Annotated in this window: 9 protein-coding genes; 5 read left to right on the top strand and 4 right to left on the bottom strand. The window is 35.3% G+C overall.

Features of this window, described 5'->3' with window-relative positions:
• The first annotated feature begins 4 nt into the window (after positions 1-4).
• Entirely contained in the window at positions 5-1,738 is a 1,734-nt protein-coding gene (locus J8L70_RS04275) for a DUF3466 family protein (protein WP_211054240.1), read from the top strand.
• Between the two features lie 37 nt (positions 1,739-1,775).
• Here the strand turns inward: J8L70_RS04275 and J8L70_RS04270 are convergent, their stop codons facing one another.
• Entirely contained in the window at positions 1,776-2,942 is a 1,167-nt protein-coding gene (locus J8L70_RS04270) for a putative manganese transporter (RefSeq protein WP_211054239.1), read from the bottom strand.
• Positions 2,943-3,013: 71 nt separating this feature from the next.
• A complete protein-coding gene (locus J8L70_RS04265) occupies positions 3,014-4,636 on the bottom strand; it encodes a M28 family metallopeptidase (protein ID WP_211054238.1) in 1,623 nt (540 codons plus the stop codon).
• A gap of 106 nt (positions 4,637-4,742) precedes the next feature.
• On the opposite strand from J8L70_RS04265, the gene J8L70_RS04260 reads away from it, so the two are divergent.
• The 4 genes from J8L70_RS04260 to J8L70_RS04245 all read left to right on the top strand — a co-directional run bounded on the left by J8L70_RS04260 (position 4,743) and on the right by J8L70_RS04245 (position 10,724).
• Positions 4,743-5,555 carry a DUF3025 domain-containing protein gene (locus J8L70_RS04260; RefSeq protein WP_211054237.1) on the top strand — a complete coding sequence of 271 codons (813 nt, stop codon included), beginning with the start codon at positions 4,743-4,745 and terminating at the stop codon, positions 5,553-5,555.
• Positions 5,552-6,340 (top strand): ATP-binding cassette domain-containing protein, encoded by a 789-nt coding sequence (locus J8L70_RS04255; protein WP_211054236.1) that lies wholly within the window; start codon positions 5,552-5,554, stop codon positions 6,338-6,340. Before J8L70_RS04260 ends, J8L70_RS04255 begins: the two co-directional genes overlap by 4 nt.
• A complete protein-coding gene (locus J8L70_RS04250) occupies positions 6,333-7,541 on the top strand; it encodes an ABC transporter permease (protein WP_211054235.1) in 1,209 nt (402 codons plus the stop codon). The genes J8L70_RS04255 and J8L70_RS04250 overlap by 8 nt, the downstream gene beginning before the upstream one ends.
• Before the next feature lie 129 nt (positions 7,542-7,670).
• Positions 7,671-10,724 (top strand): ATP-binding protein, encoded by a 3,054-nt coding sequence (locus tag J8L70_RS04245; RefSeq protein ID WP_247664679.1) that lies wholly within the window; start codon positions 7,671-7,673, stop codon positions 10,722-10,724.
• 59 nt (positions 10,725-10,783) lie between these two features.
• Here the strand turns inward: J8L70_RS04245 and J8L70_RS04240 are convergent, their stop codons facing one another.
• Both J8L70_RS04240 and tsaA read right to left on the bottom strand, forming a co-directional pair.
• Complete coding sequence (locus J8L70_RS04240) at positions 10,784-12,508, bottom strand: proline--tRNA ligase (RefSeq protein WP_211054234.1); 1,725 nt, start codon at positions 12,506-12,508, stop codon at positions 10,784-10,786.
• A gap of 88 nt (positions 12,509-12,596) precedes the next feature.
• Entirely contained in the window at positions 12,597-13,301 is a 705-nt protein-coding gene (tsaA, locus tag J8L70_RS04235; RefSeq protein WP_211054233.1) for a tRNA (N6-threonylcarbamoyladenosine(37)-N6)-methyltransferase TrmO, read from the bottom strand.
• Positions 13,302-13,391: the final 90 nt, after the last annotated feature.

Raw genomic sequence — 13,391 nt, 5'->3', positions numbered from 1 at the left:
TAAAATGAAATATAAATTACTCGCTGCCAGTATTATAGCGACATTAAGTAACTCAGTAACCGCAGCCACTTATGAATTAACTGAACTAGGCACTACTGAAGATGCAAAGCATGCTTATATTACCGATGTGAGCGAAGGTGGACATATTATTGGTGTGGTTACAGGTATTTATAACTTACCCATTGATATTAGTTATCTAGATTTTGCTGATAGTCTTTTTACTACAAGTTATTCTTCTGCTGAAGCAAATTATGAATTAATCGATCAGGAAATTAGTTTTACATTAGATGACATTCAATATAACGATGCGATTTATTCTAATGCTGATGCGCATAGTTTTATGGTAAGTATAATTTCTAGTTTAACGAGTAATTTTGAATACCAAAAATTAGGTTCCCTTTATGGTGTGAATTATGATGATGGTACTGTTACAGAACAAGTATTGTTTGATGAAGAGTCGCCTGATTTTGATGGTTTAACTCGTTCAACGACTAATTTATATAATGCAGTAAGTCGTGATGGTGTAAAAGTAGGTTGGGGTAGTGCACCTTATGAAAAAGTAGAGTTTACACCTGAAGATGAAGATGATGAAGAAGTATGGTTTACCCGTGAATTTATAGAGCGTGGGATCATTATTGCCTCAAACGGCGATAAAGTTGAAATAGTCCCTGAATTTGACGACTACGGCGGTACAAGTCGAGCCAATGATATTGTAAGAACCAGCGATGGTTATATTGTGGTCGGTAATGTTTCAACAGGAATACCTGATGACCGCCTAGAAAATATTGAAGATAACTGTGATGAAGAAGATGAGCCTTTACAAGCATGTATTGAATCTTTAAATATTAGTTCGTCTTCTGGTGTGTTTGATAAGCGCGCAGTAAAATGGGAATTTGATACTTCATTTAATATTACGTCTACTGAAATACTAGGTTTAGGCTTAGCCATTACCGATGATGAAGATTATGCATTTACAAGTACAGCGCTCGCAGTAAATGAAAACGGTATTGCTGTGGGTACATCTCATGTTAGATACAAAGATAGTGATACACGTATTACTATGCCGGTGTTTTATAAAGATGGTGAGGTTGTTGAACTACTTGATCAAGATGATGATTGGGAATCAGGTAAGGCGTTAGCTATTAACGATAATGATGTTATTGTTGGTTATGGCGCACGATTTGACAATTCTACTTATGTAGAAAAGTTTTTTTATTATGATATTGCCACCGGTAACACAGTTTTCCCGAACGATTATTTCTCAAGCTCTAGCTCTTATGCTAATGATATTAATAATCAAGGTTATATTGTCGGTGAAGGTGAAGTGGGTTTAACTGATTCAACACGTAATAAAGAAGCCTTTATTTATCAAATCGGTGAAGATGAAATTACTAATCTTAACGATTTATTACCGTGTTATGAAGATGACGGAGAAACTGAATATAGATACACCGTTGCTGAAGCAAAAGTGATTAATGATAATAACGAAATTTTTGGTGTTGCAACCAAAACAGTCGAAAAAACCGATTCTTTAGGTAATATAGAAACAGATATAAACGGTGATATAGAATACGAAAGTATTGTAGTGCCAGTTAAGTTAACACCTTTAGAAAATGGCAGTGTCGAAAACTGTGTTGCAGTAGAAGCTGAAACATTTGAAAGAAGTTCTGCTAGTTTTCATTGGTTTGGTTTACTGTTATTACCATTGGTTGGTTTAAGGCGAGTATTTAGATTTTAATTAAAAAAAACCCAGTTTTATAGCTGGGTTTTTTATTTTATAAGCCAACAAAATATAAACCATATCCAATTATAAAAGCGGGTATGGCTGTATATATGGTGGCAATAATGGCAGCTTTAGGGGCCATTGCTATTGCTGGGAACAATGCATCACCATCATTAGATATTGCATTTGCAGCTAATGCGCTAAATGGAATATAGCCTTGAATATAAAGAGTTGTAACAATGATTTGCGGTCCACACCCTGGTAATAATCCAATACAAAGTGCAATCAACGGCGCCCAATAAACATTTTCTAAAAACCAATGATGTAAGTCTAGTCCTACAACATTAATTAAAATTTCAAAAAGCATAAACGAGGCGACAACCCATGCGCTGACAAAATGGGTATCTTGAATAACTTTTATAAACTTAGAGGGCGGAGATGGTTTTTTATCTTCGCTAGTTATATCTTGGTAGGTTTGACCCTTGTTTGAAAATGCCCAAACAGTAATGACGATAATACCCATAGCAGCCCCAAAATAGCTGACTATTAAATCAGCATCTTTTGTTATTAAAGAAAAATCAGCATTGACGGCAATGGCTATAGCAATAATGAAGCTGGGTATGAGTGTTACTTTCCACAGAGGTTTACTTAAATTTATTAAAAAAGGCGACGTACACTCTGTTGATTCTTGTGTTATTACTTTTTCGGGTATTAAAAATCTATTTTGATGTAATAAATTTACAAGCCATCCTGTTACAGTCCCAACAGTTAGGCCTATTGCCATAATCAGTAAGCCTTCTTTGGGCTTTGTTGCAAGTAATAAAAATGCCGCATCTCCCATTGTTGCTGCCAAAACGGCAGTCACAGCGCCAAAACTAGCCTGTCTTTTTGTAAATTGTGTAACAACAATAATAGCACCACCACAGCCAGGGAGAGCACCTAAAACAGAAGCAAATAAAACTTCAAGGACAGGAGATTTGGATCTTAAATAGTTTAATTCAAATTGTGGGAATTTATCGATTACGTAATAGTATAAAAGCAATGTTACAGCTACGAACACAGTAACTTGAAAGAAAGCATCACTTAATGCAGTGATTGTGTGTAATTGTAAAGAAGGTAAACATAAACACACTAAGACAACGAGAGGTAAAAATAGACGTTTGTTTTGAGAGACTAAATTAAGTGATACAAATAAAGGTTTTGCCAGCGACAGTGTCATACAGTATTACCAAAAATAAAGAATGATAATACTGTACGATACAATTAAATGATAATCAATATCATTTGCATTTACTTTCTTTGAAACTCAGAGGTTTTATACCATGCTGGCCATTGTACTTGCTCAGAAATATCTAACCCTACTTGATAAAATAGTTGTAAGTCTTGTACTGCTCCAGATAAATTCCATTCATCACGGTAGCGATCACAAGGTTGATGGTAACAACCGCGCAAAATTAAACTCATACGTTTTCTATAGTTAGCTGTAATTTCATCGATAGGTTGAGTTCCTCCACCAGCGTACATAGCTGGTACACCCATATTTGCAAAAGCAAAATGATCTGAACGATAATATCCACCTGATGATGGTTTAGGATCTCCTGATATTGTTCGGTTTTGTAGCAATGCGGCTTTTGTTAATAAATCATCCATTTCTGATTTACCTATACCAACTACACTGATATCTTTTACTCCACCTAATAAATTTAGACTGTCCATATTGATATTAGCCACTGTTTTTTGGGCTGGGATAACAGGGGAGTTAGCGTAAAATTTTGATCCCAGTAAGCCTTGCTCTTCGGCTGTTACAGCAAGAAATGTAATAGAGCGTTTAGGCGCAACAGGTAATTTTGTAAATGCTTGTGCTACTTCGATAAGTCCGGCTGTACCCGATGCGTTATCATGCGCACCGTTATAAATTTGGTCTCCTTTACGAGATGTATCAGTGCCTAGGTGATCCCAGTGCGCCGAATAGATCACATGTTCATCAGGTTGTTCACTACCTTGTAAAGTTGCAATGAAATTATATGAAATTGATTTTTTAATCGTATTTTTAACCGTAACACTTGCTTTAAGGTTTCCTAAATCAACATGATATGCACTTTGTGCGGCTTTATTTTTTTCTTCATCAAAGTTCAACCCTGCGTTTGCAAAGATCTCTGTAGCAACCTGATGTGTTATCCAACCTTCAACAGCGACTCTGTCCATGTTGTTATTATCTTTTTGAAATCCGAATTGCTCGCCACTCCACGAATTTTCAACAACAGACCAAGGGTAAGAGGCCGGAGCGGTTTCGTGAATGATGATTGCACCAGCGGCGCCTTGACGGCTTGCTTCTTCATATTTATAAGTCCAACGGCCATAATAAGTCATTGCGTCACCAGTAAATAAAGCTGGATCTTTAGTGGCAAACCCTGGATCGTTTACAAGCATGACCACTGTTTTACCTTTAACGTCTAACCCTTCGTAATCATTCCAGTTGTATTCTGGTGCATTAACACCATAACCCACAAATATCAGGTCTGACTTATCGATTGATTGAAGTTCACTGATACGTGAGCTTCCCATCACCATATCTTTTTTATATTGATAGTTTTTATCGCCTATAGTTAATACCATATTCGAATCCGCTTCTAAAGATACAAGCGGGACTTCTTGTAAATAACTATCACCATTACCTGGCTTTAAGCCAAGCGCTTTAAATTGTTGTGTTAAATAATCTAAGGTTAATTTTTCGCCAGCAGAAGAAGGCGCACGACCTCCAAATTCATCAGATGCTAACACTTTAATATGTTCAGCAAGTTCGGATGCTTTGATACTGTTATAAGCTGCAGTGATATCGTTTGCTGAATTTGTTGTAGCACACCCGCTTAGCAATGAGGTTATGACGATAGCAATAGAAGAAAATCTTTTCATATTTAATCTTTTGTTGTTTTAAGTACTGTTAGTATATGAAGATCTATTAATTAGAACCAGCTTTTACGGTAAACTTGTATATAAATATTAAAAAATAAAGTTAAAAATGAAGCGATTTACTCCTTTAGAAAATTTTCAGACTGAATGTCTAAAAATAGGTGCATTTTCACACCTGCAACGGTTATTTAGCATTGATAAGCTAACGAATTGGCCTTCAAATCAATGGTTTTCACAATATTTAAATGCGGTAAATGAAAATAACATCCCCATTGAGTTTGTTGATGATGCAGAAATTGATTACAAGCAGCGTTACTATGAACAAGTTATTTATGAAACAGGGCAAGTACCTACTCGAAAAGAGAACTGGCATGACTTATTTGGTGGATTTATATGGTGCTTGTTTCCTAAAACCAAAGCATTAATAAATAGTCGTCATGTTGATGAAATTGAATTAGCTGGTAATTTAAATCGAACAAAACACAGAAACGCATTAACATTATTTGATGAATGTGCCGTTATACTCGCGGTGTCTGAAAGTCATTGGAGTACGCTATTAAAAGAGCATCAATGGCAAAAGGCATTTGTTGAGTTACGAGCAAATTGGGGTGAATCTATTAATGCATTTATGTTTGGCCATGCTAACTACGAAATGCTTACTAAACCCTATATAGGATTAACGGGTAAGGCTTTTTTTGTCCCGGTAAATGATGATTTCTTTACTAAAAAATTAATTCAGCAGTATGCAATTATTGATGACGCCCTATATCAAATGATAAAAAATGAAGGAAGCTTAAGTGATAACAAATCACTATCACCTTTGCCCTTATTAGGCATACCGGGTTGGTATGACGACAATAAAGATCCAACTTTTTATAATAATACCGATTACTTTAGGCCTAAACCAAGGAAACAAAAATGATTACAGTGAGCGGCTTACAAAAAAAGTTTAAGCGCACCAAAGATCACAAAAAAGATCACGCTCACATAATTGACCCTCGTGAAGATAGTCAATATTTCCACAGTGTACGAAATGTATCATTTAGTTGTAAAAAAGGGGAGGTTCTTGGTCTTATTGGGCCCAATGGCGCTGGTAAAACAACGACACTGAGAATGCTTTCAACCGCTTTAACACCGGATGCGGGAAGTATTTATATTAATCAAACTAATATCGTACAAAAACCTGTTTATGGACGAAAGTCTATAGGTTTTTTATCGGGTAGTACTGGCCTATATGGGCGTTTAACGGTGAAAGAAAACATAGCGTATTTTGCTAAACTTCATGGAATGTCGAAACAGAACATAATTAATCGATGTGATGAATTATTTTCTTTGCTTGATATGCATAGTTTTGTTGATAAACGAGCAGATAGCTTATCTACTGGTATGAAACAAAAAGCAAATATTGCACGTGCAGTAGTTCATTCCCCAGATGTTGTGGTGTTAGACGAGCCTACAACCGGGTTAGATATTATGACAACGCAAACGGTTATTTCTTTTATTTTAAGTTTAAAAGAGCAAGGCATTCCGGTTATTTTTTCCACTCATCATTTAGATGAAATTGCGCAGCTGTGCGATAGTGTTACGGTCATTAATAAAGGGATTAGTTGTTTTTCTGATAGTGTCGATGAATTTAAAAAACAAGGGAAGAGTGAACATTTAAACAAAGCTTTTTTAACTATTTTATCGGAGCATAACCATGTTTGAAGTTTATAAAAAAGAGTTAAAAGAGTTATTACGCGATAAAAAAACATTATTATTTGTTGTTGCATTACCTGTAATTGTTTTTCCCATTTTATTTGCTGTTATGGCATTTCTTACTTCTCAAGCTGCATTACAAGCAGAACAAAAAGTGCATACTTACGCGATTATAAATGGTGAATTTGCTCCTGATTTTACAGACACCATTTTTTATCATAAAAGCTTTAAATTATTCGAAAGGGGTAATGCATTTAAGACCATTGAAGAACTTAAATTAGCAATAAAACGCGGTGAGATTGATATGGGGATTTATATCCCTAAAAATACAGAAAAAGCACTGGATAATTATGAAACAACGACTTGGCAAGTTGTATTTAATGATGCTAAATCTATTAATTTTCTATATCAGCGTATTCAAAAATTAGTCCAAGATTACAGTGATAATCTACAAAAAAATAAATTAATTCAATTAGGTCTACAACTAAAACAGCAGCAAGCAATTTTAAACCCTATTATAGTTAAAAAAGTCGATACTTCAGATAAACGTGAGAATTTAGGTGAGAAACTAGGTGGTTTTTTACCGTATTTATTAGTCCCTTTAGTTTTAATGGGAGCAACATACCCGGCAATTGATTTAGGTGCAGGTGAAAAGGAACGAGGTACTTTAGAAACCCTATTATTAACGCCAATTACACGTACACAGCTTGTATTAGGCAAATTTTTAACACTATTAACGACATCGATTGCTTCGACCCTTATCACCGTGAGCAGTATGGGAGCATGGATTGCCTTGGCATTATCATTTACCGATCTAGATATTATCGCCAGCGCATTTAGCCGCTTAGTGTTACTTGATTTAATTTTGATCTTTATTTTATTATTACCGCTTGCCGCTATTTTTTCAGCTATCGCATTAGCCATTTCTATTTACGCACGTAGTTTTAAAGAGGCACAAAATTACATGGCACCATTGAGTATCGTGGTGTTTTTTCCCGTGATGATTTCATTAATGCCTAACATGGAATTAACGTCAAAAACGGCTTTTATCCCAATAACTAATGTATCTTTAGCAATAAAAGAAATTGTTAAAGGAACCGTAGACTTTACATATATTGGGTATATTTTTATCGCAACGGTGATTACGGCCGGATTATTATTATTATTTTGTGTTCGTTGGTTTACTAAAGAACATGTATTATTTAGATAGAGAATAATAAAATAACAGTATTTTTTATCTATAAATAAAGCACTTATCTAAAGTATATGAAAGTAAACGCTATAAATTATTTATTAATCCTCTATACTAAAACCATTGCATAAATATTGAGATTATCTTTTGAATTATAACCTTTTTTTTACTTCTGCTAAAAGCTGGCGACTATTACTAATATGTTGCCTGATCTTTTTTATTATTGCAGTTCCTGCGGTTTATATTTTTGAAAAACAAATCCGAGAAGATATATATCAATCTCACCTTATTCAGTTACAACGCGAGCTTGATACAAAAGTGTTGGCAATAGAAAAACATTTTCAAGATAGTGTGATTGAAACCCGTTTTTTAAATGTAACGCCACCTATTTTAGGGATAACTCGCGCTAATCAAAACAATCAAATTGATCCTTTATTAAATACCCATGTAGAAATATGGCGAGATAGACTCAGTAGTATTTTTTCTGGTTTTATGCAAACTGACAAAAGCATCACTCAAGCACGTTATATTACACTAGCTGATGGTGGCCATGAATTTGTACGAGTAGATCGTTTTTTAAATAAAGTAGTGCGTATTGAAGATGATAAACTTCAAATGAAAGGTCAACGCGATTATGTTCTTAAGGCCAGTATGCTTGATGAAAATCAAGTGTATATCTCACCCATTAATTATAATCGTGAAAACGGCGTCATCCAACAACCTTTCGTTAGTACTTATCGGGTTGCAAAACCTGTTTTTAATGATAAAAGACAAGTGTTTGCAATTTTAGTACTAAATTATGATGCAGAACCTTTATTTAAAAGTCTAACGTTTTCGTCGCCTAAATATGTTCAGCACTATTTATTAAACAGCCATGGTGAATATTTATATCATCCACAGAAAGAATTTCGTTTTGGCTTTGAATTTAATGATTCAAAAAAATGGATTTTAGATTTTAATAAAAACCAAAATATGAGCGTGAATAACACGTTAGCTTTTCATGATTTACCAGACTCTTTTTATCTAAAAAGTAAAATAGAATTTAATAATGACATTGCAATGCTCCCTTTAGAGCTTGCTGTGAGTGTTAATACAGATATTTTGTTAGCCGAAATCTCAAAACGTAGAACAAATTTTGCCTTATTGTTATTGGTATTTTTTACTGTATTTATTTTTGTTACGTTAATGTACCAGCGCTACATTAATAGAAAGCTTTTGATTAGTTCTTTAAAAGAACAAAATAGTAAAGTGATAGAAGATTCGCTTGATGCTATTTTTACTTTGAATGTGCAAGGTAATATTGTTCAATTTAATCAAACCGCGAAGCAAATATTTGGTAACAAATTAAATGATACGTCACTGCAATTTGAATCTATGTTTTCATTAGATGATATCGATACGAGTTGTATAAAAGAAACCTTAGAAAAAGGCTCTAAAATGCCTTTTGAGGCCATTTACATTGATGGTTACGGGAATAAACAGTTCTTTTCGATTACGTTAACGCGAATTTTTGACGTTTATAATAGTTGTTATCAAGTTGCGGCCATTCTACGTAATATTAGTTCGTTAAAACATACCCAATCTCAGCTAGAGAGTTTAAATAGCACGTTAGAGCTCAAAGTCTCTCAGCGAACGATAGAATTAGAGCGTGCTATTGACCAAGCGTTAGCTGCGAGTCAGGCAAAAAGTGATTTTGTAGCAAATATCTCTCATGAAATAAGAACGCCGATGAATGGTGTTCTTGGTATGTTAGAAATGCTCAAAGAAGATTCATTAACTGAGCAACAACACCATTATTTAAAATTAGCTAACAGTAGTGCTAATTCGTTAATGTCATTGATAAATGATATTTTAGATTTTTCTAAAATAGAAGCAGGTAAGTTAGATATTGATAATCACACATTCGATGTTATTACCGTATGTAGTGATATGATTAATTCCCTCGCTTTACAAGGCCAACGTAAAGGGCTTGAAGTATTTCTTAATACGCAAAATGTCGTCGATCGTTTAGTCATCGGTGATAGCCATAGATTAAAACAAATATTAATTAACCTATTAAACAACGCCTTTAAATTTACACACAAAGGTGAGGTTAGCCTAACATTAGATACAAAATATATTACTGAAAGTAAGCTTTTAATGAGTTTTACAATTCAAGACTCAGGAATAGGCATTGACTCTGAGAATATAGATAAGCTATTTGATGTATTTACGCAAGAAGACTCAAGTACAACTCGTCATTTTGGTGGGACAGGGCTAGGTCTTTCTATTTGTAAGAAGCTTGCTCAGTTAATGGGGGGCAATATTACGGTTCAAAGTCGTAAAGGGGAAGGGAGTACATTTATAGCCTCTGTTGAATTACATGTTGCAGCCCAGAAAAAGCTCAATCAAGCGATACAGCTGGCAAATGAAATTGATGTTGCCGCGTTGATTGCAAGAGATAATGTGTTTAACAACGTATGTCAATTATTAGAACAAACATGCAATGTTAAAAACGATAAAATTGTAAGATTAGATTACTACAGCGAACATAGCGCTTTTGATGCTGATTTATTAGTGCTTGATGATGAACACCCACAACTTGACGATCTAATTAAGTATTGTGAGCAACAGAATAAAAAATATGTATTAATATTACGCGACTTAGTGTCAACTAAGCAGTCGAAAAAAATGTACCCAGATTACGTTAACATCTTAAATAAACCACTAACACAAGATGAGTTTAGCTATAAATTGGCCAATATTTTTGGTATGTGTGGTGAATACATTGTTCAGCCCACAAAAATGTCGCAACAAAGTAAAGCGCAAATTAACTTGTCAAACTATCGTGTTTTATTAGTTGATGACAACATGATTAATATAGAAGTAGCAAAAGCGATTTTAAAATCTACAAACATTGCAATTACAACGGCCTCAGATGGGGTAGAAGCACTAGATGAGTTAAATAGTAATCAAGCACAAGCTTTTGATTTAATTTTAATGGATTGCCAAATGCCCAATTTAGATGGCTACGATACAACAACGGCAATTCGAAACGCTAAAGCAGGGAGTGATTATATTCATATTCCAATCATAGCGATGACAGCAAGTGCGATGCAAGGTGACAGAGAACGTTGTTTAGCTGCTGGAATGAATGATTATATTACAAAGCCTATTAAACCAGACACACTTAAGAATAAGCTTGTTACTTGGCTTAATTAACGCAATTTTTAATGAAAAAAAAAACCGCTTATTAAGCGGTTTTTTTATACACTATTAAATTAACTTTTTACAGTATTTACAATCATTTCAATAGCCGTGTCTAAATCAAGCATTAGCTTTTCACCAGTATGGCGATTTTTAAGCTCAACTTTGTTTTCATCAAGATTACGCTCTCCAATCACTAATGTGTATGGCACACCGATTAATTCCATATCGTTAAACATCACACCAGGGCGCTCTTTTCTATCGTCAAATAATACATCTAAACCGGCATCTTTTAGTCCTTGATATAGGTTGTTGGCGATATCAGGAATGCGGTGAGATTTGTGCATATTCATCGGTACAATTGCTAAATCAAATGGGGCAATTGGTTGTGGCCACTTTATACCGTATTGATCGTTATTTTGCTCAATAGCGGCAGCAACGATACGTGAAACCCCAATACCATAACAACCCATCGTCATTATTTGGTTTTTACCCGTTTCGCTTAAAACGCCGGCTTTCATTGCTTGTGAGTACTTTGTACCTAATTGGAAAATATGACCAACTTCAATACCACGCTTAATTTGTAAAACACCATTACCACATGGGCTCGGATCGCCTTCAACAATGTTACGAATATCTGCAACAATATAGTCTGTAACATCACGATCCCAATTAATACCGCTAAAGTGTTCATCGTCTTTATTGGCACCGGCGACAAAATCAGCCATAACATTTGCCGTTCTATCGACAATAATAGAGATAGAAAGACCGACCGGTCCAAGTGAACCCGGTTTAGCGCCAATGTTGGCCACGATATCTTGTTCGGTTGCCATTTCTAAAGGGCTATGAATTAAAGGGTGGTTTTGTGCTTTCAACTCATTTAATTCATGATCACCACGTAGTACTAAAGCAACTAATGGACGATTTCCCTGTTCATCTTCTACACCGTAAACGATTAAGGTTTTAACACTTTTATGTGGTTTTACACCGTAATGCTTTTTAAGTTCCGCTATTGTTTTAGCGTCAGGGGTGGCAAAGGTATTTAACTCTTTACTTGGCTCTGCTCGTACTTGACTAGGTGCAACAGCTTCTGCCTTTTCTATATTGGCGGCATAGTCACTTTGATCGCTAAATGCGATAGCATCTTCACCCGATTCAGCTAATACATGAAACTCATGTGAAACACTGCCACCAATAGAACCGGTATCAGCAATAACAGGTCGATAATCTAAATTTAAGCGTTCGAAGATATTACAGTATGCTTTGTGCATTGCTTTATATGTATTGTCTAAACATGCTTCGCTTAAATGAAATGAATAGGCATCTTTCATGGTAAATTCACGCGCACGCATTACACCAAAACGAGGGCGGCGTTCATCACGTACTTTAGTTTGTACTTGATACAAAGTGATAGGTAGCTGTTTGTAGCTACTTATTTCTTTACGTACAAAATCAGTGATGACTTCTTCATGCGTTGGCCCTAAAGCAAAAGTGCGGTTATGGCGGTCACTAAATCGAATCAGTTCTGGGCCAAATTCACCCCAGCGTCCAGACTCTTCCCATAAATCGGCCGGTTGAATAACAGGCATTAGCATTTCAATTGCACCTGCTTTATCCATTTCTTCACGGACAATTGTTTCTACTTTACGTAGTACGCGTAAACCCGATGGTAACCATGTGTATAAACCTGATGCAACGCGGCGTATCATGCCGGCTCTTAGCATAAGTTGATGCGATACTATTTCAGCATCTGAAGGGGTTTCTTTAAGTGTTGCGAGTATATATTGACTGGTACGCATGAATCTTCCGAAATATATTATTAAAATACGTTATTAACTATCAATTCTATCAGCGCTTTCATTTACACAAAAGCGATAACTTTGGATTTTAGCTTTTTTCTATTTGAGTGACTAAATTTGTATCCCCAACAACTTGCCAACGAATATTAAAGTCGTATAACGTCATCCCATAACTTTGTTGCGCATTTTTTTGTTTTTTATAAGCAGGGCGTGGGTCTTGCTTTAATACATTGGTTATAAATTGTGTAAGTTCGGGGTACTCAATTTGTTGCGCAATAAAATTTAATACACTAGGTTCAAATTCTACGTGCATATCAGTTTGAGGCTCACAATCAGCAAAGCCAGCGCTTGCTTGGGGTAGTGCATCTGAATAAGGTAAATAAGGTTTGATATCTAAAATGGGGGTGCCATCAAGCAAATCTATACCCGATAACAATAAACTGAGTTGACCATTTTTATATTCTATTGCATCAAGTTGTACTGCACTCATGCCGATTGCATTTGGCCTAAACGTCGCACGGGTTGCAAATACACCTTTACGTTCATTGCCACCTAAACGAGGAGGGCGCACCATCGGTGAATAGCCTTTATCTGCCGTACCATGAAAGCGAAATATTAACCAAATGTGGCTGAAATCATCTAAACCACGAACGAACTCTTCACGGTTAAATTCTTTTTCGAAGATTAACTTAGCTTTTGCTTGAGGAACTAAACGGGGTTGTCTAGGAATTGCAAACTTTTGTTTATAGGCAGAGCTAATATGGCCAATAGCTGAAATACAATATTCTGTCATAATCAATGATAAAAAATAATTTTGACTATTCTAACGCTTACGAGCGAGTGAGTATATATTGTTTGCTTATATATAAATTTCGTACTGTAT

Source organism: Pseudoalteromonas sp. MMG010 (assembly GCF_018100905.1).
In the GTDB taxonomy this organism is placed as follows: Bacteria; Pseudomonadota; Gammaproteobacteria; order Enterobacterales; family Alteromonadaceae; genus Pseudoalteromonas.
Note: the sequence above shows the minus strand (reverse complement) of the source record. Positions and strands in the feature narration are given on the sequence as shown.

Bases quoted from the DNA above. Each gene is read 5' to 3' on its own strand.
- J8L70_RS04255 (WP_211054236.1), top strand. From the start codon at position 5,552: ATGATTACAGTGAGCGGCTTACAAAAAAAGTTTAAGCGCACCAAAGAT.
- J8L70_RS04260 (WP_211054237.1), top strand. From the start codon at position 4,743: ATGAAGCGATTTACTCCTTTAGAAAATTTTCAGACTGAATGTCTAAAA.
- J8L70_RS04270 (WP_211054239.1), bottom strand. From the start codon at position 2,942: ATGACACTGTCGCTGGCAAAACCTTTATTTGTATCACTTAATTTAGTC.
- J8L70_RS04250 (WP_211054235.1), top strand. From the start codon at position 6,333: ATGTTTGAAGTTTATAAAAAAGAGTTAAAAGAGTTATTACGCGATAAA.
- J8L70_RS04265 (WP_211054238.1), bottom strand. From the start codon at position 4,636: ATGAAAAGATTTTCTTCTATTGCTATCGTCATAACCTCATTGCTAAGC.
- J8L70_RS04240 (WP_211054234.1), bottom strand. From the start codon at position 12,508: ATGCGTACCAGTCAATATATACTCGCAACACTTAAAGAAACCCCTTCA.
- J8L70_RS04275 (WP_211054240.1), top strand. From the start codon at position 5: ATGAAATATAAATTACTCGCTGCCAGTATTATAGCGACATTAAGTAAC.
- tsaA (WP_211054233.1), bottom strand. From the start codon at position 13,301: ATGACAGAATATTGTATTTCAGCTATTGGCCATATTAGCTCTGCCTAT.